Source organism: Aquabacter cavernae, from assembly GCF_003993795.1.
Lineage (GTDB): Bacteria > Pseudomonadota > Alphaproteobacteria > Rhizobiales > Xanthobacteraceae > Aquabacter > Aquabacter cavernae.
Map to the genome: position 1 here is coordinate 250,505 of NZ_RWKV01000008.1, position 24,677 is coordinate 275,181.

The following is a 24,677-nucleotide window of genomic DNA, read 5'->3' on the forward strand; positions in this document are numbered from 1 at the left end:
GCTCGCGTGCCTCGCTCAGAGCACGTTCCGATCTGATTGCCTCGCAAGCGGATCGGGAAAACGTTCTCTATCAATGAATTAGGTTCTAGTGGAGGTTCGGCTGGGCGCCGACCCCCTTCTCGTCGATCATGTGCCCGGTGCGGAAGCGGTCCAGACGGTAGGCGGCGTTGAGCGCGTGGGGCGCGTCCTTGGCCAGCGTCCAGGCGAAGCACCAGCCGGAGGCGGGCGTCGCCTTGAAGCCCCCGTAATTCCAGCCGCAATTCAGATAGAGGCCGGGCAGCGGCCCCACATCGATGATGGGCGAGCCGTCCATGCTCATGTCCATGATGCCGCCCCAGGAGCGCAGGACGCGCAGGCGGCCGATCTGCGGCATGAGCGCCATGCCCGCCTCGCACACATCCTCCACCACGGGCAGGTTGCCGCGCTGGGCATAGGAGTTGTAGCCGTCGATATCGCCGCCGAACACGAGCCCGCCCTTGTCCGACTGGCTCACATAGAAATGCCCCGCGCCGAAGGTGACGACGCCCGGCACGAGGGGCTTCAGCCCCTCGGAGACGAAGGCGGTGAGCACATGGCTCTCGATGGGCAGGCGCAGGTCCAGAAGGCGGGTGAGGCGCGAGGTGGAGCCCGCCACCGCAAGGCCCACCTTCCCCGCCCGGATGGGGCCGCGCGTGGTCTCCACGCCCACCACCACGCCGTTCTCGCGGATGAAGCCGGTGACCTCGCAATTCTGCACGATATCCACGCCCAGTTTGTCGGCGGCGCGGGCATAGCCCCACACCACCGCATCATGGCGCGCGGTGCCGCCCCGGCGCTGGAGCAGCCCGCCCTTGATGGGGAAGCGGGCATCGTCGAAATTCAGGAACGGCGCATAGGCGCGCACGCCCGCCTCGTCCAGCAACTCGCTGTCCGCGCCCGCCATTCGCATGGAATTGCCGCGCCGGGCATAGGCGTCGCGCTGGGCGTCGGAATGGTAGAGGTTCAGCACGCCGCGCTGGGAGACCATGGAATTGTAATTGACGTCCTGCTCCAGCCCTTCCCAGAGCTTCATGGACCATTCGTAGAAGGGTTCATTGCCGGGCAGCAGATAGTTGGAGCGGATGATGGTGGTGTTGCGCCCCGCATTGCCCGAGCCGATATGGCCCTTCTCCAGCACCGCCACGTTGCGGATGCCGTGTTCCTTGGCGAGGTAATAGGCGGTCGCGAGGCCGTGCCCGCCGCCGCCCACCACGATCACGTCATAAGCGGGCTTGGGCGCGGCATCGCGCCAGGCCGGGGTCCAGCCCTTCTGGCCGGTGAGGGCATTGGCGAGGAGGGAGAAGACCGAATAGCGGCTCCGCATGGCTCACAAGCTCCGCCGGATGGGCGTTGGGATGATTATGATAACTGAATATCTCATGCCCCAGCATGCTATGATATAAAACTTACTTATAGTGTGGCGGGGATGAGCGACATGGCGCGGGGCGAGGCACTTCCGTTCGACCTGCGGACCCTCGACATCTTCCTGGCGGTCTGCGACCTCGGCTCCATGGCGGGGGCGGCGCGCCATCTCTCGCTCACCCAGCCCGCCGTCTCCCAGGCGGTGGCGGAGCTGGAATCGCGCACCGGCACCATCCTGTTCGATCGCAGCGTGCGCCCGCTTGGTTTGACCCCGGCGGGAGGCGTGCTGCGCCAGCGGGCGAGCGCGCTGCTCACCGAGGCCCGGCAGATCGCCCCGGCGCTGCGCGACACGGAGCGCAGCCGCTATCCGCTGCTGCGGGTGGGGCTGGTGGATTCGCTCTCCCGCGCGCTGGCCGCCCCGCTCGCCTCCCATCTCATGGCGCAGGCGGACGAGGTGTCCGTGCTGGCGGGGCTCACCGCCTCCCATGCCAGCGCGCTCCTGACCCGGCAGCTCGATCTGCTGCTGGGCGCGGACGAGTTGGACGAGGTGGAGGGGCTGGAGCGCCTGCCCATCCTGAGCGAGCCCTATGTGCTGCTGGCGCCGTCCGGCACGGCGCGGCCGGAGCGGCTGGAGGATGTGGCGGCGCTGGCGGAGCGGCTGCCTTTCGTGCGCTATTCGGCGCGCTCGAAGACCGGCATCGAGGTGGAGCGGCATTTGCGGCGCGTGAAGCTGGAGCTGCCGCGCCGCCTGGAATTCGACACGCCCCAGGGCGTGACGGCGGTGGTGCTGCGGGGGGAGGGCTTCGCCATCTCCACGCCGCTCTGCTGGTACGAGGCACAGGTCGCCACGGAGGGGCTGGCCTGCTGGCCGCTGCCGGGACCGGCCTCGGTGCGCCGGCTGGTCCTTGTGGCGCGGCGCCACGAGCTGGGCCGCCTGCCGCGCGAGGTGGCGGCCTTCTGCCGGGAGGAATTGGAGGGGCATGTGTGTCCGGCCCTTCGCGCCGCCATGCCGTGGCTCGGCGGCGCGCTGACGGTGGGAGCCTGACCGGCCCGCCTCGGGGTTCGGCGGGCCGGTCAGGCCAACGGCTCCGGTCGAGGACCGGGGCCGAACGGGTTCAGATATCCAGCGTGTTGTCGCGCTCCCACTGGGTGAGGTGGCGGCAATAGGCGTTCCATTCCTCGGTCTTCAGCTTGAGATAGCCGGAGACGAACGCCTCCCCGAGGCCCTCGCGCAGCACCTTGGACTTCTCCAGCGCGCGCAGGGCATCCAGCATGTTGAGCGGCAGCTTCTTGGCGCCGCGCACCTTGTGGCCGTCCGTATACATGTTGATGTCGAGCCGCTTGCCGGGATCGCGGTTGTTGATGATGCCGTCGAGGCCCGCCGCCAGCATGCCCGCCTGGAGCAGATAGGGGTTGGCGGCGCCGTCCGCGAGGCGGAACTCGAAGCGGCCCGCATCGGGGATGCGGATCATGTGGGTGCGGTTATTGCCCGTATAGGTCACCGAATTGGGCGCCCAGGTGGCGCCGGAGAGGGTGCGCGGGGCATTGATGCGCTTGTATGAATTCACCGTGGGATTGGTGAGCGCGCACAGCGCGTCCGCATTGTGGATGAGCCCGCCGATGAAGGCATAGCCCAGCGCCGAGACGCCCAGCTCGCCCTTGGGATCGGAGAAGGCGTTCTTGCCCTTCTTCCACATGGACACATGGGCGTGGCAGCCGGAGCCGGTGAGGTTGATGAAGGGCTTCGGCATGAAGGTGGCGCGCAGGCCGTGCTTCTCGGCGATGCTCTTCACCATGTATTTGAAGAAGACGTGCCGGTCTGCGGTCAGCAGCGCGTCGTCATAGTTCCAGTTCATCTCGAACTGGCCGTTGGCGTCCTCATGGTCGTTCTGGTAGGCGCCCCAGCCGAGCGACAGCATGGCGTCGCAGATGTCCTTGATCACCTCGTAGCGGCGCATCAAAGCGGACTGGTCGTAGCAGGGCTTTTCCGCCGTATCGGCGCCATCCGAGATGGCGGTGCCGTCCGGCGAGATGAGGAAATATTCGCATTCCACGCCGGTCTTCATGTCGTAGCCGAGCGCGCGGGCGGCGGTGAGCTGGGCTTTCAGCACCGAGCGGGGCGCCTGCGCCACCAGCTTGCCGTCCATATAGAGGTCGGAGGCCAGCCAGCCGATTTCCGGCTTCCAGGGCAGCTGGATGAGCGAGGTGGGATCGGGGACCGCGAACAGGTCCGGGTCGGCGGGGGTCATGTCCAGCCAGGTGGCGAAGCCCGCGAAGCCCGCGCCCGCCGACTGCATCTCCTTGATGGCCGAGGCCGGCACCAGCTTGGCGCGCAGCGCGCCGAACAGGTCCACATAGGAGATGAGGAAGTATTTGATGCCCTTCTCCTTCGCCACCTTCTCAAGGTCGATGGCGGCGGCGGAGGAAGCGCGACCCTCAGTGTCGCGCGTGGCTTCTGGAAAGCGGATCATCATCGGGTTCCCTGGAAGGTCTGGACGGTTTTATTGGTTTGTTGCGCATGCAACCGCCGCGCCATCGAGGGCGCGGCGGGAAAGGGTCAGTAGCCGGTGCGGCCGGGGATCCAGTCGGTGCCCGCCAGCGGCACGCCGGCCATGGCGGCGGCTTCCACGGTGAGGGCCACGAGGTCTTCCGGCTCCAGATTGTGCAGGTGGCTCTTGCCGCAGGCGCGGGCGATGGTCTGCGCCTCCAGGGTCAGCACGCCGAGATAATTGGCGAGCCGCCGTCCCGCCTTCACGGGGTCGAGCCGCGCCCAAAGCTCCGGGTCCTGGGTGGTGATGCCCGCCGGGTCGCGGCCCTCGTGCCAGTCGTCATAGGCGCCTGCCGTGGAGCCCAGAGCCGCATAGTCGGCCTCATAGGCCGGGTCGTTGTCGCCCAGCGCCACGAGGGCGGCGGTGCCGATGGCCACCGCGTCCGCGCCCAGCGCCAGGGCTTTGGCCACATCCGCGCCGGAGCGGATGCCGCCGGAGACGATGAGCTGCACCTTCCGATGCATGCCCAGGTCCCGCAGCGCCTGCACGGCGGGGCGGATGGCGGAGAGGATCGGGATGCCCACATGCTCGATGAACACGTCCTGGGTGGCGGCGGTGCCGCCCTGCATGCCGTCCAGCACCACCACGTCCGCGCCGGACTTCACGGCCAGCGAGATGTCGTAATAGGGCCGCGAGGCACCCACCTTCACATAGATGGGCTTCTCCCAGTCGGTGATCTCGCGCAGTTCCTCGATCTTGATCTCCAGGTCGTCCGGCCCGGTCCAGTCGGGATGGCGGCAGGCGGAGCGCTGGTCGATGCCCTTGGGCAAGGTGCGCATGGCGGCCACGCGGTCGGAGATCTTCTGGCCCAGCAGCATGCCGCCGCCGCCGGGCTTGGCGCCCTGGCCGATCACCACCTCGATGGCGTCCGCCTTGCGCAGATCGTCCGGGTTCATGCCGTAGCGCGAGGGCAGATACTGGTAGACGAGGATGGAGGAATGCCCGCGCTCCTCCGGCGTCATGCCGCCATCGCCGGTGGTGGTGGAGGTGCCCATGGCGGAGGCGCCGCGCCCCAGCGCTTCCTTGGCCGGGGCGGAGAGGGCGCCGAAGCTCATGCCCGCAATGGTCACGGGGGTCTTCAGGTGGATGGGCTTCTTGGCGAAGCGGGTGCCCAGCACCACGTCGGTCCCGCACTTCTCGCGATAGCCTTCCAGCGGATAGCGGGAGACCGAGGCGCCGAGGAACAGCAGGTCGTCGAAATGGGGCAGCTTGCGCTTCGTGCCGCCGCCCCGGATGTCGTAGATGCCGGTCGCGGCCGCGCGGCGGATCTCCGAGAGGGTGTGGGGATCGAAGGTGGCGGAAAAGCGCGGCAGGGTGCGCGGGATATCGGAATGGGAGGTCATGGGATCCTCACGCGGGAAGAGGGATAGCATCTTCCCCTCTCCCCTTGCGGGAGAGGGTGCCGAGCGGAGCGAGGTGGGTGAGGGGGTGGGTGTCGCTCAGGGCGACCTTTGAGGTCAGCGCGGACGGGAGCGCCCCCTCACCCCAACCCTCTCCCGCGAGGGGAGAGGGGGCGCGTGGCACTTGATCCATCGCGTTTGCCTCAATACGCATCGGCATTGTCGATGTGGAAATTGTAGAGCTTGCGCGCCGAGCCGTAGCGCTTGAACTCCGAGATATCGATGCCGCCCGACAGGCCCGCCGCTTCCAGCTTCTGCGCGATCAGCGCCTTGTGCTTGTCGCGCATCTGCTTCTCGACGCAATCCGCGCCGAGGCTCTTCACGGTGCCGCGCACGAACAGCTTCGCCTCATAGAGGCTGTCGCCCAAAGCCTCGCCCGCATCGCCGAACACGATCAGCGCGCCCGCCTGGCCCATGAAGGCGCTCATATGGCCCACGGAGCCCTGGACGATGATGTCCACGCCCTTCATGGAGATGCCGCAGCGGGCCGAGGCATTGCCGTCGATCCGCAGCAGGCCGCCATGGGCGGTGGCGCCCGCCGCCTGGCTGGCATCGCCCTTCACATGGACGAAGCCGCTCATCATGTTTTCCGCGACGCCCACCCCGGCATTGCCGTGGACGATGACGCGGGCCTGCTGGTTCATGCCGGCGCAGTAATAGCCCACATGCCCGTCCACCTCGATGGTGAGGGGGGCGTTGACGCCCGCCGCCACGGCATGGCGGCCATTGGGGTTCAGCACGCGCCAGCGGCGCGCATTGCTCTCGCCCGTGGCCTGGTGGAGCGCGGCGTTCAGCTCGCGCAGCGGCGCCGCCGCGAGGTCGAAGGTGATGTCGGCGGTCATTGGGCGCGGTCCCAGAAATAGACGGTGGCGGGCTCGGGCTCGAAGACCTTGGCCTGGGCGATGCCCGGCAGGTCCACCAGCGCACGATATTCGGAGCCGAAGGCCACGTAGCGGTCAGTCTCGGCCATGACGGCGGGCTTGCAGGCGATGGGATCGCGCAGCACGCCGAAGCCGCTTTCCGTGCCCACCACGAAGGTGAAGAAGCCGTCCAGGTCCTTCAGGCCCGCTTCCAGCGCCGCGCCCAGGGACGCGCCCTCGCGCATGCGCCAGGTGAGATAGCCGGCGGCCACCTCGCTGTCATTGTCGGTGGCGAAGGCGATGCCCTCGCGCCGCAGCGCCCGGCGCAGGTCGTTATGGTTGGAGAGCGAGCCGTTATGCACGAGACACTGGTCGGCGCCCGTGGAGAAGGGATGGGCGCCCGCCGTGGTCACGGCGCTTTCCGTGGCCATGCGGGTGTGGCCGATGCCGTGGGTGCCGCGCATGCCCTCAAGGCCGAACCTCCCGGCGACATCGCGGGGCAGGCCGATTTCCTTGAAGATCTCCATGCGCGCGCCCGCGCCCACCACCGCCACGTCCGGGTGGGCGGCCAGCGCCGCGCGCACCTCGGCCTCATGGGCGACGGGAACCTCGATGATCGCATGGGTGGAGCGCACCGCCACCTTGGGTGCGCCGCCCGAGGACAAGGAGAGCGAGTTGGCGAGGCCCTGGAAATCATAGCCCTCGGCGGCGCGCAGCGAGAGCTTCACATGGCCCGGCGCGCCATCGCCATAAACAGCGAAACCGGCGCTGTCCGGCCCCCGGTCCGTCATCACGCAAAGCATGGAGGCAAGCATGGCGCCGAGATCCGGCTCCAGCTTAGGGTCCTTCAGGAAAAGTCCGACAATTCCGCACATACCGCGCTCCTGGCCCCACGCGGTGTCCCGAACAGGGGACGTCAGGGGCATCCGGGAAAAGAGGTACGGCGGGTCGTTGTCATCGTCAATGCGAAAAGAATATTTTTTTCCTGGAAAGAAACTATCGCCGTTCGTCCCGGGCATAGACGATGACGGAGAGATAGCTCATGGGCCGCACCAGCAGCGCCTCGGGGCCGTGGGCGGCGCCGGAATCGAACATGAGCGAATCCCCCGGCCGCAGGTGATACGCGCGGTCGGCGTGGCGATACATCACCTCGCCGGAGAGCATGAAGATGAACTCCACGCCCGCATGCCGGAACTCCGTATAGGGCACCGCCTCTTCCGACAGGGTGATAAGATAGGGCTCGATGACGATGTCGCCACCCAGGCCATGGCCCAGCAATTCATACTGGTGGCCGACCTTGGTGCCGCGCCGCTCGATGACCACGCCCTGGCCCGCGCGCACGAACGAGCAGTCGCGCCGCTCCTCGAACGCTGAGAACAGGGTGGTGATGGGCACGTTCAGCGCCTTGGCGATGGATTGCAGCGTGGAGAGGGACGGGGAGATCTGGCCGTTCTCGATCTTGGAGAGCATGCCCACGGAGATGCTCGCGGCGCCCGCAAGGTCGGAGACGGTGAGGTCCAGATGGCGCCGGAGCGCGCGCACCTGCGCACCCAGGGCGCTTTCCAGCGTGCCCTCCCGCGCCGCCGGGGCGCCGGAGCCGGTGTGATAGGCGGTGGGGTCAGCCTGCGCCCCTGCCGTTCCCGTCGCCGCGTCCGCGACCTTGGCCTTGCGTTCCGCCACCCGCTGTCATCCTTGTTTCCGCTCAGGAAACTATCCGTGATCGGGAAGGGTGGAAAGAGGGCCTGTGCCGCAGCTCATCCCGCACGGGTGCCGGAGGCGTGCGCGGCCCGGCTCGCGGGTGATCTCCAGCACCTCTTCCAGGTCGGCGCAGTCCGGAATGTAGAAGCCGAGCAATGGCTCCTTGCTCCGGGCGCAACACGTCCGCCGGAAAAATCCTCGCGCGCCTTTGGGCTCACCTTTGTAGTGCATGGGTCACGCGGGGCGGCTAGAGACGTGCGGTGTTACCGTGTATCCGCGGCCGGGGAAAAGCGATGCGGCGTCCTTTCTACAAGATCCTTTACGTGCAGGTGCTGATCGCGGTGGCGGCGGGCATTCTGCTCGGCCACTTCCTGCCCCATGCGGGCGAGGCCATGAAGCCGTTCGGCGACGGCTTCATCAAGCTGGTGAAGATGATCATCGCGCCCGTGGTGTTCTGCACCGTGGTGGTGGGCATCGCCAATATGGGCGACGTGAAGAAGGTGGGCCGGGTCGGCGGCAAGGCGCTGATCTATTTCGAGGTGGTCTCCTCCGTCGCCCTGGTGATCGGCCTGCTGGTGGGCAAGATCGTGCAGCCCGGCGCGGGCTTCAACGTGGATGCCTCCACGCTGGACGCCAAGTCCATCTCCGCCTTCACCTCCGGGGCATCCCATTCCTCCTTCACCGACTTCCTGCTGCACATCATCCCGGACACCATCGTCGGCGCGCTGGCGCAGGGCGAGATCCTCCAGGTGCTGTTCGTGGCGATCCTCACCGGCTTCGCGCTCAGCGCCATGGGCCCGGCGGGCGAGCCCGTGCTGCGGGCGGTGAAGGCGGCGGAGCAGGTGATCTTCACCATCGTCGGCATCGTCATGCGCGCGGCGCCCGTGGGCGCGTTCGGCGCCATGGCGTTCACCATCGGCGCCTACGGCCTCGCCTCCATCGGCAACCTGCTGGAGCTGATCGCCACCTTCTATCTCACCGCCTTGCTGTTCGTGTTGATCGTGCTGGGGCTGATCGCGCGCGTGGTGGGTTTCTCCATCCTCAAGCTGCTGCGCTACATCAAGGAAGAGCTGCTGATCGTGCTCGGCACCTCCTCCTCGGAAAGCGCGCTGCCGGCGCTCATGCGCAAGCTGGAGCATGCCGGCGCACCCAAGGGCGTCGTCTCCCTGGTGGTGCCCACGGGCTATTCGTTCAATCTGGACGGCACCAACATCTACATGACCCTGGCGACGCTGTTCATCGCCCAGGCCACCAACACCCCGCTCACCCTGGAACACGAACTGATGATCCTGGCGGTGGCCATGCTCACCTCCAAGGGCGCGGCGGCGGTGGCGGGCGGCGGCTTCATCACGCTCGCGGCCACGCTCCAGGTGGTGCCGGAAATTCCCGTGGTGGGCATCGCGCTGATCCTGGGCGTGGACCGCTTCATGTCGGAATGCCGCTCGCTCACCAATTTCGTGGGCAATGCGGTGGCGACCCTGGTGGTGGCCCGCTGGGAAGGCGAACTGGACCTCGCCCGCCTCAATGCGGTGCTGAACGGGTCCGTGGAAACGCCCGCCGAGCCGCTTTCCACCCCGCGCTGAGGGTTATGCAGGTGCTGGGGGCGGCGGGGTGAGGCGGGCCGCCCTCGGATGGTGCGAGCGCGATTTCCCCCTCCCAACCCTCCCCCGCAAGCGGGAGAGGGCTTTGCCGGGCGCAGCCTATCCTCCGAGCGCGACAGGTCTCCTCTCCAGCTTGCGCGGGAGGGGGCAGGGAAGGTTGGAGATAGAAAAGGGGGCGTTCCGCGAAAAGCCTTGAGGCCGGGTAGTATTTTCTGAACGGTCGGAACGCTTCCTGGTCAGGCTTCAGTCCGCCTGCCAGCGGGCGGCGGCGTGGTCGTCGCTGTCCTTGGCCGCCACCCAGTCGCCGCCGTCGGCGCGCTCTTCCTTTTTCCAGAAGGGCGCGCTGGTCTTCAGCCAGTCCATGAGGAAGCTCGCGGCGCTGAAGGCCGCCTCCCGGTGGGCCGAGGCGGTCACCACCAGAACGATCTGCTCGCCCGGCACGATGCGGCCGAAGCGGTGGATGATGGAGGCGCCCAGCAGCGGCCAGCGGGCGCGGGCCTCCTCCATGAGCCGCTCCATCTCGGCTTCCGCCATGCCGGGATAATGCTCCAGCACCAGAGCCGTGAGCGGCGTGGCCGCGCCGTCCGCGCTCTTGTCCGCCCGGCAGAAGCCGGTGAAGGACACGACGGCCCCCACATCGCCCGTCCCCGAAAGCGCGGCGATCTCGGCGGCCGCGTCGAACGGCTCGGCCTGCACGCGCACGCGGAAGGGAAGGGGAGCGGTCATGGTCAGCCCCCGGTCATGGGGGGGAAGAAGGCCACTTCCCGTGCCCCCGCCAGCAGGGTTTCGGGCTTCACATGGCGCCGGTCCAGGGCCGCGCGCACCACACCGGGCTTCTCGAACGCATGAGCATGGCCCGGCCCCCGGCCCGCCAGCCAGGCGGCGAGATCGGCCACCGTGCGCACGCTCTCGGGCGGGCTCACCTCTTCTTCCGCGAGGCCCACGCGCTCGCGCAGCCAGGCGAAATAGAGAACCTTCATCAGGCCTCCTCCACCAGATGGCGCGCCCCGGCCCGGAAATAGTCGAACCCGGTATAGATGGTGAGCACCGCCGACACCCACAGAAGGGTGAGGCCGATGAGCGTGATGCCGGGCACCAGCTTGTCGCCCGCCGGCCCCGCCAGGAGGACGCCCACCGCCACCAGCTGGAGCGTGGTCTTCCATTTGGCGAGCCGGGAGACCGGCACGCTCACGCGCAGCTCCGCCAGGAACTCCCGCAGGCCGGAGACCAGGATCTCGCGGCACAGGATGACCACCGCCGCCCAGAGCGACCAGCCCCGGATGGTGCCGTCGGACGCCAGCATGAGCAGGCTGGTGGAGACCAGCAGCTTGTCGGCGATGGGGTCCAGCATGCGGCCGATGGCCGATTGCTGGGAGAGGGCGCGGGCGAGATACCCGTCGAAGAAATCCGTGACGGCGGCGGCGATGAACAGGCCCAGCGCCACCCAGCGCAGCCAGACACCGCCATGCAGGATGTCGGCCCAGAACAGGCAGGCCGCCACCAGCGGCACCGCCGCGCAGCGGGAATAGGTGAGGAGGTTGGGCAGCGACAGGGCGCCGCCGCGTCCGGCGGGGCGCTCAGAGGCAGGGCGTGTCGTGGCGTCGGCCATGTCCATTCGATCTGCTCTTGTGCTGCCCTCAGGCAGCAAGGGGAGTGTGCACCCGGAAGCGGGCGGGGTCGAGGCGGCTGCGCCGACATCGCCCGATCCGGATCATTGCGGCGGCTGCTCGTGGAAATAGCCGTAGATGGCCATTGCCGTCGAGGCATTGATTCCATCCACCTGCTCAAGATCGGCCAGCGAGGCGCGCTCGATGGCCTTCAACGTGCCGAAATGGCGCAGCAAAGCGCGCTTTCGCGTGGGGCCGACGCCGGGAATGGACTGGAGCCCCGCCTCGCTGATGGCCTTCTTGCGCCGCGCCCGGTGGGAACCGATGGCGAAGCGGTGCGCCTCGTCGCGCAGGCGCTGGATGAAATAGAGAACCGGGTCGCGCGGCTCCATGCGGAACGGTGCGCGGCCGGGAATGTGGAACAGCTCGCGCCCCGCCTCCCGGTCCATGCCCTTGGCGATGCCCACCATGGGCACATGGGTGACGCCCAGTTCCCGCGCCACCTCCAAAGCTGCATTGAGCTGGCCCTGGCCGCCGTCGATGAGGACGAGGTCGGGCCACACGCCCGGCTCCTCCGCCACCGCATCCTGCGGGGTGTCGGCCAACTGGGCCTCGCCATCCGGCCCATCCTGGGGGAGGGGGCCGGGGGGCGCCTCCTTCAGCAGGCGCGAGAAGCGGCGATGCAGTACCTCGCGCATCATGCCGTAATCGTCGCCGGGGGTGAGGTCGGCGGACTTGATGTTGAACTTGCGGTACTGATTCTTCCGGAATCCCTCGGGCCCCGCCACGATCATGCCGCCCACCGCATTGGTGCCCATGATGTGGGAATTGTCATAGACCTCGATGCGGCGCGGAGTGGCGGGAAGGCCGAAGGCAGTGGCCAGCCCGTCCAGCAGGCGCGTCTGGGTGGCGGTCTCGGCCAGCTTGCGGCCCAGTGCCTCGCGCGCATTCTGCATGGCGTGGTCCACCAGGTCGCGCTTCTCGCCGCGCCGGGGCACCGCGACCTCCACCTTATATCCGGAGCGGGCGCTCAGCGCCTCGGCGAGAAGCTCGCGCTCCTCCACCTCATGGCTCACCAGCACGAGGCGGGGGCAGGGCTTGTCCTCGTAGAATTGCGAGAGGAAGGCGCCCAGCACCTCGGCCTCGCTCAGGGAGCGGTCGGCGCGGGGATAATAAGCGCGGTTGCCCCAGTTCTGGCCGGTGCGGAAGAAGAACACCTCCACGCAGGTGGCACCGCCCTCCTGGTGGCAGGCGAACACGTCCGCCTCCTCCACGGAGCGCGGATTGATTCCCTGGCTGCCCTGGACGGCGGACAAAGCGGCGAGGCGATCCCGCAGGCGCGCCGCGCGCTCGAATTCCAGCGCCTCGGCGGCCACTTCCATTTCGCGGGCCAGTTCCTCCTTCACCGTGCGCGAGCGGCCGGAGAGGAAGGCGCGGGCCTCGCGCACCAGTTCGGCATAGTCCGTATGGCTCAGTTCCCCCGTGCAGGGGCCGGAGCAGCGCTTGATCTGGAACAGCAGGCAGGGGCGCGTGCGATTCTCGTAATAGCTGTCCGAGCAGGAGCGCAGCAAAAACGCCCGCTGGAGCGCGTTGATGGTGCGATCCACCGCCCAGACGCTGGCGAAGGGGCCGTAATAATCCCCCGGCCGGCTGCGCGCGCCCCGGTGCTTCACGATCTGGGGCGAGGCGTGGTCGGCGGTGATGAGGATGTAGGGAAACGACTTGTCGTCGCGCAGCAGCACGTTGAAGCGCGGCTTCAGCTGCTTGATGAGGTTGGCCTCCAGCAGCAGCGCTTCCGGCTCGGTGCGCGTGGAGACGAATTCCATGGAGGCGGTGGCCGCGATCATGCGGGCGATGCGATTCGTATGGCCCACGGGCCGCGTATAGCTGAGCACCCGCTTCTTGATGCTCTTGGCCTTGCCCACATAGAGAACCGTGCCGTCCGCCGCGATCATGCGGTAGACGCCGGGACTCAGCGGCGCGTGCCGGGCCGCCTGGGTGATGGCCGCGCGCCCGAGCGCCAGCGGGCCTTCCTCCACCAGCCCTTCGTCTTCGGAGGCGAGCAGAAGCAGCGCCTCCTCCTCCGTCTCGGGGACCTCGGGGAGGACGGACGGGTCAAGGTCGTCGGCGGGCGGAGACTGGGGCGGGCGGGCACTCATGCCCCAGAAGTAAGGCGTCGGAGGCGCGAGGGCCAGGGGTGGCCCGTGCCCGTTTACCGGCCGTTCACCGCGCCGCCTAACCACTGATTCACCACGCTTTCGCATGGTGCAGTGCAAGGGCTTGGTGGCCAGACTTCGTTTGCCTTTTCGCCCTAACCCTGTCGGAAAGCACGCGGCTGAGGCCGCCGGGCTGAAAGGAGTTGACGATGAAATACCGTCTCGTGGCGGGCTTGGCCGCGCTGGGGGCGCTGGCGCTTCCGGCCGCCGCGGCCGACATGAACGGCTATGGCTACGCGCCTGCGGCGCCGGTGGGGCCCATGTCGTGGACCGGCTTCTATATCGGCGCCAATGCGGGCTATGGCTGGGGCACGGCCGGGCCCTATTCCCCGGGCGGCTTCCTGGGCGGGCTCCAGGCTGGATACAATTTGCAGTTTGCCGGTTCCGCCTTCGTGGCGGGCCTGGAAACGGACCTCGCCTGGACCGGCATGAATGAGGGCCCGTACAGCGTCAATTATATCGGCACCGTGCGCGCGCGGCTGGGATTCGCGTTTGAACGCTTCCTCGCCTACGGCACGGCCGGCCTTGCTTACGGTGCCGGGCAGTATGAAATCGCAGGTCTGAACAATGACCAGACCCATTGGGGCTGGACCATTGGTGTCGGCGGCGAGTTTGCCTTGGACCGTAACTGGAGTGCCAAGGCTGAATATCTGTACGTTGATCTTGGTAGTTCAACGTACAATTCTTTGATCGGACCCGCCTCCGTTGGGTTTGATGGAAACATTATCAGGGGAGGCGTGAACTATCGTTTCTGAACCGTTAACGCAGATAGTGTGTGCGGAAACGCCGATCTGCGAACGATTTGTGACCAGTCTTGAACGGTTTTGTGTTCACATATAGGCTGTTAACCACATTCCCGCCCCGTTTTCTTAGGGGGGGTGTTGCACTAGAGTTACAGACGACCAAGCCGGCCCGGTGTATATCCGAGCCATCGTGTTTCGTATCTCAACGAAGGGTGTATCCATGTTGAAGCGCGCTCTCGCCGGGGTCTCCGCCCTGGCTCTCCTCGGCGGTGCGGCCTCTGCGGCTGACCTCGCCACCAAGTACCCGGTTAAGGCCCCCGTGGTGGTTCCCGTGTTCTCCTGGACCGGTTTCTACATCGGCGCCAACGTCGGTTGGGCCTGGCAGAACAACGACCTGTCCGTGTCCCCGTCGTTCGGTATCCCGGCGACCAACATCAATGTCGGCTCGTCCAACGGCTTCACCGGTGGTCTGCAGGCTGGCTACAACTGGCAGTTCGCCAACAACGTTGTGCTCGGCCTCGAGGCTGACATCAACTGGACCGACCTCGGCAGCAACGGCGTCGTCGTCGTGAGCCCCGGCTTCGGCCTGGCCTCCGGCCTCGCCACCGGCTCCATGGACTACCTCGGCACGATCCGCGCTCGCCTCGGCTACGCCTTCGACCGCGTCCTGCCCTACGTCACCGGTGGTGTCGCTTACGGCAAGACCGACTTCGGCAACATCTATGGTCTCTCCACCTCCGAGACCAACTGGGGCTGGACGATCGGCGCTGGCGTCGAGTACGCCTTCACCAACAACATCACTGCCAAGCTCGAGTACCTGTATGTGGACCTGAACGGCTCCACCTACACCATCCCGAGCACCCTGGGTTCGGTCGAGGCCGACACCAACACCTCGCTCCTCAAGGTCGGCGTGAACTACAAGTTCTGATCGCCAATCTTTCGAGACTGCGTACGAACCCCGGGCGAAAGCCCGGGGTTTTTTCATGCGCGCACCGGAACGAATGCACCGCACCGCGGGTTGGCCAGACACGGAGACACCCCGTGCCCGCCACCGCTTCGCCACGAGCGGGTCACGGACCTGCCGAGGTGAAGGTGCATGGATGCACCAGAGCCTGGATTGGCCTGGACAGAGGTGCGTTGAATGAAATCGGTTTTCCTGATCGGGGCGACGGCGGGCATGCTTGCGGCTGGACCGGCCTTCGCCGCGGACCTTGCCCCCGCATCCGCATTGCCCGTGAAGGCGCCGGTCGCCCAGCCCGCGCCGGTCTTCTCCTGGACCGGATTCTATATCGGCGGCAATGCCGGCTATAGCTGGGGCTCGGGTAAGAGCGGCATCAGCGGGGTGGACCCCGACGGATGGCTCGCCGGTGGCCAGATCGGCTACAATTACCAGTTCCAGAACAATGTGCTGGTGGGCCTGGAGGCCGACATCCAGGGCGGCGACGTGAGCGGCGGCGCCCAGGGTCTCGACAGCAAGCTGGACTATCTCGGCACGGTGCGCGCGCGCCTCGGCTATTCGCTGGACCGCGTGCTGCCCTACGTGACGGGCGGTCTCGCCTATGGGCGCAATTCCATCACCGATTACGGCTTCGAATCGGCCAAGACCCATGTGGGCTGGACTGCCGGCGCCGGCATCGAGTATGCGCTGACCAACAATTGGACCGCGCGGGCCGAATATCTCTATACGGACCTCGGATCCAAGACCTACGACAATATCGGCACCGATGCCGGACTGACGAGTTCCAGCGCACGGCTCGGAATCAATTACAAGTTCTGACGCCGCAAGGCACGGGACAGGGCGCGCCGGGTCATCGGCGCGCCCTTTTGCTGTCCGGCGGCGGGCGAACCCGCGCGGCCCGGCGGTAATATGCCGACGCAATTATTGAACGTTTCCGCACAGCCGCGGAACGGCCTGTGTCTCGCTTGCGCCCCGTTTCCCGTGATAGAGCCGGGACAAGTGATTTGTCAGACATGAGGATCGACATGGCTCAGACCGACACCGCGCGTCCCCTCCGCGTGGGCGTGGCGGGAATCGGGATCATGGGATCCAACCACGCCCGCGTGCTGGCGGAACTGCCCGGCGCCGAGCTTGTGGCGATCGCCGACCCGGACACGGCCCAGGCCGGCCGCGTGGCGAGCTTCCTGGGGTGCGAGGCGGTGGAGGACCACCACGCGCTGATCGCGCGCGGGCTGGACGCCATCGTGGTGGCCGCGCCCACCCATCTGCATCATCCCGTGGCGCTGGACATCATCAATGCCGGCGTCTCGGTGCTGGTGGAGAAGCCGGTCGCCTCAACGGTGGAGGAGGGCCGCGAGATCGTCGCGGCCGCGCGGGCGAAGAATGTCACGCTCATGATCGGCCATGTGGAGCGCTTCAATCCGGCCGTGCAGGCGGTGAAGAAGGCCATTGCCGACGAGGAGTTGCTGTCCATCGCCATCACCCGCGTGGGTCCGTTTCCCCCGCGCATGTCCAATGTGGGCGTGGTGATCGATCTGGCCGTGCACGACATCGACCTGATCCGCTGGTTCACCGGCTCGGATATCATCGAGGTGCAGCCGCAGACCTCCTCCGCCATGGCGGAGCGCGAGGACATCGCGCTGCTTCAGTTCCGCACCGCCTCCGGCGTGCTGGCGCACATCAACACCAATTGGCTCACGCCCTTCAAGGCGCGCACGGTGCATGTGGCCACGCGCAAGAAATACGTGATCGGCGACCTGCTCACCCGGCAGGTCACCGAGTGCTTCGACTATCGTCCCGACGGCTCCTATTCCATGCGCCACCTGCCGGTGGCCTATGCGGAACCGCTGCGCTCCGAGCTGGAGCAGTTCCTGGGCGCGGTGCGCGGCGGCAAGCCGCCCGCCGTGAGCGGGGACGAGGGCGTCGCCAGCCTCGAAATCGCCATTTCCTGCCTCACTGGCCGCTCCGAAGCGAGCCAGCGCTCCTCCGCCGACCGCCGCCGGGTGGTGGGCTGACAACCGGAATCCAAGGCCGAATGACCACGCATGTGACGAGCCAGATGGCCCCCATCCCCTTCATCGACGTGGCGGCGCAGCGCGCCCGCCTGGGCACGCGCATCGACCGGGCGGTGACCTCGGTCCTGGATAGCTGCCGCTTCATCAATGGCCCGGAAGTGGCGATGCTGGAGGAGCAGCTTGCCGCCTTTGCCGGGGCCAAGCACGCCATTGCCTGCGCCAGCGGCACCGATGCCCTGGCCATGATTCTCATGTCCTGGGGCATCAAGGCGGGCGACGCGGTGTTCTGCCCCGCCTTCACCTTCTGCGCCACCGCCGAAGTGGTGGCGTGGGTGGGGGCGAGCCCGGTCTTCGTGGACGTGAAGCCCGACACCTTCAACATGGACCCCGAGAGCCTGGACCGGGCCGTGGCGGTCGCCAAGGCCGCCGGGCTCACCCCCCGCGTGGTGATGCCGGTGGACCTGTTCGGCCAGGCGGCGGACTATGACGCGCTGCTCCCCGTGGCGCAGAAGCACGGCCTCAAGGTTCTGTGCGATACCGCCCAGGGCTTCGGCGCCAGCTGGCACGGCCGTCGCACCGGCAGCATCGGCGATGCCTCCGCCACCTCCTTCTTCCCCGCCAAGCCGCTCGGCTGCTATGGCGACGGCGGCGCGGTCTTCACCGATGACGACGCGCTGGTGCCCGTGCTCAAGAGTGTGCGCGAGCACGGCCAGGGCGTGGACAAGTATGAGAATGTCCGCATCGGCATGACCGCCCGCCTTGACACCATCCAGGCGGCGGTGCTCATCGAGAAGCTGGACATCTTCGAGGACGAGATCGCGGCGCGCATGCGCATCGCGGCCCGCTACAACAGCCTTCTGGCGGATGTGGCCATCGTGCCCGCCATGGCGGAGGGCGCCACCTCCACCTGGGCGCAATACACCATCCGCCTCGCCCCCGGCCGCCGCGACGCGCTGGCCGACGCCCTGCGCAAGGATGGCGTGCCCACGGCGGTCTATTATCGCATCCCCATGCACAAGCAGCCCGCTTATGCCGCCTATCCGGCTGACCTTCTGCCGGTGAGCGAGGCGCTGTGCGCCGAGGTCATCAGCCTGCCCATGCATGCCTATCTGGACGATGCCACCCAGGACCGCATCGTCGCCGCCGTCCGCCGCGCCTTGACGGCGTGAGGGCAGGGGGGCGTCGGCGTGTTCGGCGCTTGAGTAGCCCCCTTCCTCCTCGCAACGGACTGCCCCCTCCCAACCCTCCCCCGCAAGCGGGAGAGGGCTTTCCGGTGTGAAGGCGGGGAGGGCGTGCGTTCATTCTCCCGCGCGACAGGTCCCCTCTCCCGCTTGCGGGGGAGGGATAGGGAGGGGGCGGCGCGAAGCGGCGCGCGAAGCTCGGGGTGCCGCCCTATCTGGACCCGCGATACGCGGAATCCTTTCCGCGCCAAGCGTGCGCGGCTCAGATTATTCGTACAATTTGTACGATGCGTGCTCTAGGCATGTGAAACTCAGCCACCCCCACGAATCGCCGAACCATGCTGCGCTCCATTCTTTCCGTCGGCGGATTGACGCTGGTCTCGCGGCTGGCGGGATTCGTGCGCGACGTGATCATGGCGGCGGTGCTGGGCGCGGGGCCGGTGGCGGATGCGTTCCTGGTCGCGTTCCGCCTGCCCAACCATTTCCGGGCCATCTTCGCGGAAGGGGCCTTCAACGCCGCCTTCGTGCCCACTTATGCCCGGCTGAAGGAGCAGGACGGCGTTCCCGTGGCGCGGGGCTTCGCGGACGAGATCCTCACCGGCATGATGCTGGTGCACGGCGTTCTGCTGGCCCTCGCGCTGGGGCTGACGCCGCAATTCGTCGGGCTGCTGGCGCCCGGCCTCGCGGAGGATCCGGCGCGCTTCGATCTGGCGGTGACGCTCACCCGCATCACCTTTCCCTATCTCGCCCTTATTTCCGTGGCCACATTGGCCTCCGGCGCGCTGAATGCGGTGAACCGCTTCGCCATGGCGGCGGCCTCGCCCATCCTGCTGAACATCTGCATGATCAGCACGCTGCTGTGCGCGGGTCTGTTCCCCACGGCGGGGCACGCGGCCGCCTGGGGGGTGCTGATTTCCGGCGTGGGGCAGGTGATGCTGCTGCTCTGGGATACCGAGCGCTCGGGAATCGGGCTGAGATTCGCCCGGCCCAAGCTCGATCCCGGCACGCGGCGCTTCCTGAAGGCGCTGGGGCCAGCCATCATTGGCTCGGCGGGTGTGCAGATCGCGCTGTTCGCGGACACGATCATCGCTACCTTCCTGCCGTCCGGCGCGCTCTCCGCGCTTTACTACGCGGATCGCATCAATCAATTGCCCATCGGCGTGGTCGGCATCGCGGTGGGCACGGTGCTGCTGCCGGAAATGTCCCGGCGCCTCGCGGCCAATGACGATGTGGGGGCCGCCAAGGCGCAGGCGCGGGCGGTGGAGTTCGCCGTGCTGCTGGCGGCGCCCTTCGTGGTGGCCTCGCTCCTCATTCCCGATCTCACCATGCGCGCCTTGTTCGCGCGCGGCGCGTTCACGGCAGGAGATGCGGCGGAGGCGGCGGCCACCCTCCAGGCCTATGCCCTGGGGCTCATCGCCTTCGTGGTGCTGCGCGGCTTCATCGCCCCCTTCCATGCCCGCAGCGACACCACCACGCCCATGATCGCCTCGCTCAGCGCGGTGGCAGTGAACGTGGCGCTGAAATTCGTGCTCATGGGCACGCTGGCGCAGGTGGGGCTTGCGCTGGCCACGGCGGTGGGCGGCTGGATCAACCTCGCGCTGCTCATCTTCTTCGCGTGGCGCAAGGGGCTGCCGCTCGGCGACAATCTCCTGGCCGGGCGGCTGGTGCGCCTGTTCATCTGCGCGCTGGTGCTGGCGGGAACGCTGTGGGCCACGCTGCCCTTTGCAAGCCGCCTTGCCGCCCATTTGCCGGACGCGCGTGAAGAAGTGACCTTGCTGCTGGTGGTTGCGGCCGGCGGCTTTGCCTATATAGTTGCGGTCATTGTGCTTTTGGGGCGCGGCGTGTTGCGCCCACTGCTGCGGCGTGCCGGGGGCGGACCACCGCAAACGCCTGCAAAATGAACGCAACTGGCATTTTGCACTGCGAAAAAGCTGTGCTATTCGACGCGAGCGAAAACGGCTCGTCAGTTGCGGGAGATGTCGAATTCGCCACTGACACCCCTCGTGGCGTTTCCGGCGCCCGATCGGAGCCGTAAGAATGTTGGTTTCCCCGCGCCTGACGCAAAAGCTCGCAATCCTCGCCCCCGTGCTCCTGCTGGCCGCCTGCGGCCAGCCGCAGCAGCAGCAGGGTGGCGGCGCGCCTCCGCCCCCCACCGTGACGGTGGCGAAGCCCCAGACGCGCAGCATCACCGAATTTGACGAGTATGTGGGCCGCTTCGTGGCCATCAACCACGTCCAGGTGAATGCCCGCGTCTCCGGCTACCTGGAGAAGATCAGCTTCACGGACGGCCAGATGGTGAAGGAGGGCGACCTGCTCTTCACCCTCGACCAGCGCCCCTACAAGATCGCGCTCCAGCAGGCCGAGGCGAACCTCGCCCAGGCCAAGGCCAATCTCGATTTCGCCACCACGGATCTGGAACGCGCCCGCACCCTCATCGAGGACAAGACCTCGAACGCCATCTCGAAGCAGGCTTTCGACCAGCGCACCCAGACCCAGCGCACCGCGTCCGCCACCGTGCAGGGGCAGGAGGCGGCCGTCGCCCAGGCCAAGCTCGACCTCCAGTTCACCGAGTTGCGCGCCCCCGTCACCGGCCGCATCGGCGACCGGCGCGTGTCCGTCGGCAATTACGTGATCGGCGGCGGCGGCGGCACGCCCACGCTGCTGGCTGTTATCGTCTCGACTGACCCCATCTATTTCGAGTTCACTTTCGATGAAGCCTCGCTGCTGCGCTATCAGCGCGCGCTCCAGAGCGGCGGCATCGACGGCTCGTCCGTCGATCTCAAGCTGATCGACGACAAGGGCTGGCCGTATCACGGCAAGATGGACTTCCTGAACAATCTGGTGGACCGCGAGACCGGCACCATCCGCGGCCGCGCCGTGTTCGACAATAAGAGCGACCTGTTCCGCCCCGGCATGTTCGGCCGCGTGCGCCTGCCCGCCAGCGCTCCGTATCAGGCGCTGACCGTGCCGGACATGGCCATCGGCAGCGAGCAGACCCAGAAGTTCGTCTATGTGGTGGGCCCGGAAAACACCGTGCAGATCCGCCCGGTGGTGCTCGGCCCGCTGGACGGGGACCGCCGCGTGGTGAAGACCGGCCTCAAGCCCGACGACGTGGTCGTGGTGAACGGCCTCATGCGCGTGCGTCCGGGCATAAAGGTGACGCCACAGGAGGAGAAGCCTCCGGCGCCGGCGGACGCGAACGCGCCCAACGGCTCCGCGTCGGCCAAGTGAGGAGGGCGATCTTATGCGCTTGTCCCACTTCTTCATCGACCGCCCCATCTTCGCATGGGTGGTGTCCATCGTCGTGATGCTGCTGGGCGCGATCTCGTATCTGCGCCTGCCCGTGGCTCAATATCCCGACATCGCGCCGCCGGTCATCAACGTGACCGGCCAGTTCCCCGGCGCCAGCGCCGAGACCGTGGCCGACACGGTGGTCGCGCCCATCGAGCAACAGATCAACGGCGTGGAGGGGATGCTCTACGTCTCCTCCAACTCCACCGCCGACGGCCGCTTCTCCATTGCGGTCACCTTTGACCTCGGCGTCGATCTCGACATCGCCCAGGTGCAGGTCCAGAACCGCGTGGCCATCGCCATGCCGCGCCTGCCGCAGGAAGTGCAGCAGATCGGCGTCATCACGGCCAAAAGCTCGCCCGATTTGATGCTGGTGGTGAGCCTCTATTCGCCGGACGGCTCGCGCGACCCGCTGTTCATCTCCAACGTGGCGAACGTCCAGATCAAGGACGTGCTCTCGCGCATCGACGGCGTCGGCTCCATCACGGTGTTCGGCAATCGCGACTACGCCATGCAGGTCTGGCTCGACCCCACCCGCCTCCAGGAGCTGAACCTGACGGTGGGCGACGTGACGGCGGCCCTCCAGGCGCAGAACGTGCAGGTGGCCTCCGGCGTGCTGAACCAGCCGCCCGTGCCCCAGCAGCGCGCCTTCCAGATCGCGGTGCGCACGCTCGGCCGCTTGACCACGCCCGAGCAGTTCGGCGACGTGGTGATCAAGCAGACCGAGACCGCCTTGGTGCGGCTGAAGGATGTGGCCCGGGTGGAGATTTCCGCCCAGGACTATTCCTCCACGTCCTATCTCGATCGCGACCTGTCCATCTCGCTCGGCGTGTTCCAGCGCCCCGGCTCCAACGCGCTCGCCACCGGCAATGCGGTGGTGGAGCACATGAAGGAGCTGGGCAAGCAACTGCCTGAAGGCGTGAAGTACGCCATCTATTACAACCCGACCGAGTTCATCCAGCAGTCGGTGGATGCGGTGGTGCACACCATCGTCGAGGCCATCGTGCTGGTGGTGATCGTGGTGCTGCTGTTCCTCCAGACGTGGCGGGCGGCGATCATCCCCATCGTGGCGATCCCCATCTCGCTGGTCGGCACCTTCTTCTTCATGTCGCTGTTCGGCTTCTCGCTGAACAACCTGTCTTTGTTCGGCCTTGTGCTCGCCATCGGCATCGTCGTGGACGACGCCATCGTGGTGGTGGAGAACGTGGAGCGGAATATCGCGGCCGGGCTGTCGCCGCGCGATGCCGCCTACCGCACCATGGACGAGGTGGGCGGGGCGCTGGTGGCCATCTCGCTGGTGCTGGCCTCGGTGTTCATTCCGAGCGCCTTCATCACCGGCATTTCGGGCGAGTTCTATCGCCAGTTCGCGCTCACCATCGCGGGCTCCACCATCATCTCGCTCATGGTGTCGCTGACGCTGTCTCCGGCCATGTGCGCCCTGCTGCTGAAGCCGCATCGCGAGGGCCATGCGGTGCCGTGGTATGCCAAGCCCATCGTGGGCTTCTTCCGCGGCTTCAACCGGGCCTTCGAGGGCCTGGGCAATGGCTATGCGTGGCTGACCAAGCGCCTCGTGCGCGTGGTGGCGCTCATGCTCATCGTCTATGCGGGGCTGGTGGCGTTCGGTGGCTACCTCTTCTCCACGACGCCCCAGGGCTTCATTCCGCAGCAGGACCGCGGCTACCTGATCATCGCGGCCCAGCTGCCGCCGGGCGCGTCCATGGAGCGGACGCAGGACGTGATGACCCGCGCGGCCAATCAGGTTCTGGGCACGCCGGGTGTGGGCCATATCGTCAACATCGTCGGCTTCTCGGGTGCCACCTTCACGAACGCGCCCAATGCCGGCGCCATGTTCGTGATCCTGGAGCCGTTCAGCGAGCGCGGCGGCGATCCCACCCGCACCGCCACGGCGGTGCAGCGGACGCTGTTCGGCAAGCTCGCCTCCATCCAGGAGGCCATGCTCATCGTCGTGCAGCCGCCCCCGGTCCAGGGCATCGGCAATGCGGGCGGTTTCCGCATGATGGTGGAGGACCGGGCGGGCATGGGCTATTCGGTCCTGCAGAGCACGGTCTACGCCATGATGGGCGCGGCGGCGCAGACGCCGGGCCTCATGCAGGTCTACTCGCTGTTCGAGACCTCCACGCCGCAGATGTATCTGGACATCGACCGCGAGCGCGCCCAGCTGCTCCAGGTGAACATGGCCAACGTGTTCGGCGCGCTGCAGACCTATATCGGCTCCAGCTATGTGAACGACTTCAACCTGTTCACCCGCACCTTCCGCGTGCAGGTGCAGGCGGATGCCGCGTTCCGCATGGATCCCAACGACCTGCTCAAGATCCGGGTGCGCAATGCACTGGGCGAGACGGTGCCGATCGGTTCCTTCGCGACGCTGAAGGACCTCTCCGGCCCCTATCGCGTGCCGCGCTACAACCTGTACCCGTCCGCCGAGCTGGATGGCTCACCGGCGCCGGGCTACTCGCAGGGCCAGGCCATGCAGATCATGCAGGGGCTGGCGGCGCGGGTGCTGCCGCAGGGCTTCGCCTATGAGTGGACGGCGCTCGCCTACCAGCAGCAGCGGGCCGGCAACACCGCCATCTTCGCCTTCGCGCTGGGCGTGGTGTTCGTCTTCCTGGTGCTGGCGGCACAATATGAGAGCCTGACACTGCCATTGGCGGTCATCCTCATCGTGCCCATGTGCCTTGTGGCGGCGCTGATCGGCGTGCTGATGCGAGGGCAGGACAACAACATCCTGACCCAGGTGGGCTTCATCGTGCTCATCGGATTGGCAGCGAAGAACGCGATCCTGATCGTGGAATTTGCCAAGCAACTGGAAGATCAGGGCGAGGGCCGTCAGGCGGCGGCTGTGGAAGCGGCGCGGCTGCGCCTGCGTCCCATCATCATGACCTCGCTGGCCTTCATCCTGGGCGTGGTGCCGCTGGTCTGGGCGGTGGGCGCGGGCGCCGAGCTGCGCCAGTCGCTGGGCACGGCGGTGTTCGCCGGCATGATCGGCGTGACCGGCTTCGGCCTCATCTTCACGCCCATCTTCTACGTCTTCGCCCGCTGGCTCGCCTCCTTCAGCGAGAAGCGCAAGGCGAAGCGGGAAGCGGGGCCGGACGATGACCACACGCCCCATACCAACCACCCGGCTCCGGCCGAATGATCGAAATGGCCGGGCTCTGCC

Annotated in this window: 20 protein-coding genes; 10 read left to right on the forward strand and 10 right to left on the reverse strand. The window is 67.3% G+C overall.

Annotated elements, in window-relative coordinates:
- Nucleotides 1–85: 85 nt before the first annotated feature.
- Complete coding sequence (locus tag EJJ38_RS05955; RefSeq protein WP_127089194.1) at nt 86–1,342, reverse strand: sarcosine oxidase subunit beta family protein; 1,257 nt, start codon at nt 1,340–1,342, stop codon at nt 86–88.
- A gap of 111 nt (nt 1,343–1,453) precedes the next feature.
- Here EJJ38_RS05955 and EJJ38_RS05960 point away from each other — a divergent pair, with 111 nt between their 5' ends.
- Nucleotides 1,454–2,425: a LysR family transcriptional regulator gene (locus EJJ38_RS05960; RefSeq protein WP_127090289.1), complete on the forward strand. Its 972-nt coding sequence runs from the start codon at nt 1,454–1,456 to the stop codon at nt 2,423–2,425.
- A gap of 70 nt (nt 2,426–2,495) precedes the next feature.
- Here the strand turns inward: EJJ38_RS05960 and glnT are convergent, their stop codons facing one another.
- The 5 genes from glnT to EJJ38_RS05985 all read right to left on the reverse strand — a co-directional run bounded on the left by glnT (nt 2,496) and on the right by EJJ38_RS05985 (nt 7,869).
- Nucleotides 2,496–3,851 (reverse strand): type III glutamate--ammonia ligase, encoded by a 1,356-nt coding sequence (glnT, locus tag EJJ38_RS05965; protein ID WP_127089195.1) that lies wholly within the window; start codon nt 3,849–3,851, stop codon nt 2,496–2,498.
- 86 nt (nt 3,852–3,937) lie between these two features.
- A complete protein-coding gene (locus tag EJJ38_RS05970; RefSeq protein ID WP_127089196.1) occupies nt 3,938–5,272 on the reverse strand; it encodes an FMN-binding glutamate synthase family protein in 1,335 nt (444 codons plus the stop codon).
- Nucleotides 5,273–5,472: 200 nt separating this feature from the next.
- Nucleotides 5,473–6,171, reverse strand: coding sequence for a protein glxC (locus tag EJJ38_RS05975; RefSeq protein WP_127089197.1), 699 nt, complete (start codon nt 6,169–6,171; stop codon nt 5,473–5,475).
- Nucleotides 6,168–7,064 carry a class II glutamine amidotransferase gene (locus tag EJJ38_RS05980; protein ID WP_127089198.1) on the reverse strand — a complete coding sequence of 299 codons (897 nt, stop codon included), beginning with the start codon at nt 7,062–7,064 and terminating at the stop codon, nt 6,168–6,170. The genes EJJ38_RS05975 and EJJ38_RS05980 overlap by 4 nt, the downstream gene beginning before the upstream one ends.
- A gap of 121 nt (nt 7,065–7,185) precedes the next feature.
- Nucleotides 7,186–7,869 (reverse strand): helix-turn-helix domain-containing protein, encoded by a 684-nt coding sequence (locus tag EJJ38_RS05985; RefSeq protein WP_127089199.1) that lies wholly within the window; start codon nt 7,867–7,869, stop codon nt 7,186–7,188.
- Nucleotides 7,870–8,180: 311 nt separating this feature from the next.
- Between EJJ38_RS05985 and EJJ38_RS05995 the strand changes: the two genes are divergently transcribed.
- Entirely contained in the window at nt 8,181–9,470 is a 1,290-nt protein-coding gene (locus EJJ38_RS05995) for a dicarboxylate/amino acid:cation symporter (protein WP_127089200.1), read from the forward strand.
- Between the two features lie 261 nt (nt 9,471–9,731).
- Here the strand turns inward: EJJ38_RS05995 and EJJ38_RS06000 are convergent, their stop codons facing one another.
- The 4 genes from EJJ38_RS06000 to uvrC form a co-directional block, all read right to left on the reverse strand.
- Nucleotides 9,732–10,214, reverse strand: coding sequence for a molybdenum cofactor biosynthesis protein MoaE (locus tag EJJ38_RS06000; protein WP_127089201.1), 483 nt, complete (start codon nt 10,212–10,214; stop codon nt 9,732–9,734).
- Nucleotides 10,215–10,216: 2 nt separating this feature from the next.
- Nucleotides 10,217–10,468: a molybdopterin converting factor subunit 1 gene (gene moaD / locus EJJ38_RS06005; protein WP_127089202.1), complete on the reverse strand. Its 252-nt coding sequence runs from the start codon at nt 10,466–10,468 to the stop codon at nt 10,217–10,219.
- Nucleotides 10,468–11,097 carry a CDP-diacylglycerol--glycerol-3-phosphate 3-phosphatidyltransferase gene (pgsA, locus tag EJJ38_RS06010; RefSeq protein ID WP_205666147.1) on the reverse strand — a complete coding sequence of 210 codons (630 nt, stop codon included), beginning with the start codon at nt 11,095–11,097 and terminating at the stop codon, nt 10,468–10,470. Before pgsA ends, moaD begins: the two co-directional genes overlap by 1 nt.
- Nucleotides 11,098–11,199: 102 nt before the next feature.
- The gene (gene uvrC / locus EJJ38_RS06015; protein ID WP_420836867.1) at nt 11,200–13,338 is read right to left on the reverse strand and encodes an excinuclease ABC subunit UvrC; all 2,139 of its coding nucleotides are present in this window, start codon (nt 13,336–13,338) and stop codon (nt 11,200–11,202) included.
- 122 nt (nt 13,339–13,460) lie between these two features.
- Between uvrC and EJJ38_RS06020 the strand changes: the two genes are divergently transcribed.
- The 8 genes from EJJ38_RS06020 to EJJ38_RS06055 all read left to right on the forward strand — a co-directional run bounded on the left by EJJ38_RS06020 (nt 13,461) and on the right by EJJ38_RS06055 (nt 24,656).
- On the forward strand, nt 13,461–14,066 hold the full coding sequence (locus EJJ38_RS06020) for an outer membrane protein (protein ID WP_127089204.1): 606 nt from the start codon (nt 13,461–13,463) through the stop codon (nt 14,064–14,066).
- Between the two features lie 208 nt (nt 14,067–14,274).
- Complete coding sequence (locus EJJ38_RS06025; protein WP_127089205.1) at nt 14,275–14,982, forward strand: outer membrane protein; 708 nt, start codon at nt 14,275–14,277, stop codon at nt 14,980–14,982.
- A 213-nt stretch (nt 14,983–15,195) separates the two neighbouring features.
- Complete coding sequence (locus EJJ38_RS06030; RefSeq protein ID WP_127089206.1) at nt 15,196–15,831, forward strand: outer membrane protein; 636 nt, start codon at nt 15,196–15,198, stop codon at nt 15,829–15,831.
- A gap of 206 nt (nt 15,832–16,037) precedes the next feature.
- Nucleotides 16,038–17,027 (forward strand): Gfo/Idh/MocA family protein, encoded by a 990-nt coding sequence (locus EJJ38_RS06035; protein ID WP_127089207.1) that lies wholly within the window; start codon nt 16,038–16,040, stop codon nt 17,025–17,027.
- A gap of 20 nt (nt 17,028–17,047) precedes the next feature.
- Complete coding sequence (locus EJJ38_RS06040) at nt 17,048–18,196, forward strand: DegT/DnrJ/EryC1/StrS family aminotransferase (RefSeq protein WP_127089208.1); 1,149 nt, start codon at nt 17,048–17,050, stop codon at nt 18,194–18,196.
- Between the two features lie 350 nt (nt 18,197–18,546).
- Nucleotides 18,547–20,109 carry a murein biosynthesis integral membrane protein MurJ gene (murJ, locus tag EJJ38_RS06045; RefSeq protein ID WP_127089209.1) on the forward strand — a complete coding sequence of 521 codons (1,563 nt, stop codon included), beginning with the start codon at nt 18,547–18,549 and terminating at the stop codon, nt 20,107–20,109.
- A 136-nt stretch (nt 20,110–20,245) separates the two neighbouring features.
- The gene (locus EJJ38_RS06050; RefSeq protein ID WP_127089210.1) at nt 20,246–21,439 is read left to right on the forward strand and encodes an efflux RND transporter periplasmic adaptor subunit; all 1,194 of its coding nucleotides are present in this window, start codon (nt 20,246–20,248) and stop codon (nt 21,437–21,439) included.
- A 13-nt stretch (nt 21,440–21,452) separates the two neighbouring features.
- Complete coding sequence (locus tag EJJ38_RS06055; RefSeq protein WP_127089211.1) at nt 21,453–24,656, forward strand: efflux RND transporter permease subunit; 3,204 nt, start codon at nt 21,453–21,455, stop codon at nt 24,654–24,656.
- The last annotated feature ends 21 nt before the right edge of the window (nt 24,657–24,677 follow it).

Excerpts from the sequence above, each read along its gene's own strand:
- EJJ38_RS05955 (WP_127089194.1), bottom strand. The coding sequence starts at position 1,342 with ATGCGGAGCCGCTATTCGGTCTTCTCCCTCCTCGCCAATGCCCTCACC.
- EJJ38_RS05960 (WP_127090289.1), top strand. The coding sequence starts at position 1,454 with ATGGCGCGGGGCGAGGCACTTCCGTTCGACCTGCGGACCCTCGACATC.
- glnT (WP_127089195.1), bottom strand. The coding sequence starts at position 3,851 with ATGATCCGCTTTCCAGAAGCCACGCGCGACACTGAGGGTCGCGCTTCC.
- EJJ38_RS05970 (WP_127089196.1), bottom strand. The coding sequence starts at position 5,272 with ATGACCTCCCATTCCGATATCCCGCGCACCCTGCCGCGCTTTTCCGCC.
- EJJ38_RS05975 (WP_127089197.1), bottom strand. The coding sequence starts at position 6,171 with ATGACCGCCGACATCACCTTCGACCTCGCGGCGGCGCCGCTGCGCGAG.
- EJJ38_RS05980 (WP_127089198.1), bottom strand. The coding sequence starts at position 7,064 with ATGTGCGGAATTGTCGGACTTTTCCTGAAGGACCCTAAGCTGGAGCCG.
- EJJ38_RS05995 (WP_127089200.1), top strand. The coding sequence starts at position 8,181 with ATGCGGCGTCCTTTCTACAAGATCCTTTACGTGCAGGTGCTGATCGCG.
- EJJ38_RS06000 (WP_127089201.1), bottom strand. The coding sequence starts at position 10,214 with ATGACCGCTCCCCTTCCCTTCCGCGTGCGCGTGCAGGCCGAGCCGTTC.
- moaD (WP_127089202.1), bottom strand. The coding sequence starts at position 10,468 with ATGAAGGTTCTCTATTTCGCCTGGCTGCGCGAGCGCGTGGGCCTCGCG.
- pgsA (WP_205666147.1), bottom strand. The coding sequence starts at position 11,097 with ATGGCCGACGCCACGACACGCCCTGCCTCTGAGCGCCCCGCCGGACGC.
- EJJ38_RS06020 (WP_127089204.1), top strand. The coding sequence starts at position 13,461 with ATGAAATACCGTCTCGTGGCGGGCTTGGCCGCGCTGGGGGCGCTGGCG.
- EJJ38_RS06025 (WP_127089205.1), top strand. The coding sequence starts at position 14,275 with ATGTTGAAGCGCGCTCTCGCCGGGGTCTCCGCCCTGGCTCTCCTCGGC.
- EJJ38_RS06030 (WP_127089206.1), top strand. The coding sequence starts at position 15,196 with ATGAAATCGGTTTTCCTGATCGGGGCGACGGCGGGCATGCTTGCGGCT.
- EJJ38_RS06035 (WP_127089207.1), top strand. The coding sequence starts at position 16,038 with ATGGCTCAGACCGACACCGCGCGTCCCCTCCGCGTGGGCGTGGCGGGA.
- EJJ38_RS06040 (WP_127089208.1), top strand. The coding sequence starts at position 17,048 with ATGACCACGCATGTGACGAGCCAGATGGCCCCCATCCCCTTCATCGAC.
- murJ (WP_127089209.1), top strand. The coding sequence starts at position 18,547 with ATGCTGCGCTCCATTCTTTCCGTCGGCGGATTGACGCTGGTCTCGCGG.
- EJJ38_RS06050 (WP_127089210.1), top strand. The coding sequence starts at position 20,246 with ATGTTGGTTTCCCCGCGCCTGACGCAAAAGCTCGCAATCCTCGCCCCC.
- EJJ38_RS06055 (WP_127089211.1), top strand. The coding sequence starts at position 21,453 with ATGCGCTTGTCCCACTTCTTCATCGACCGCCCCATCTTCGCATGGGTG.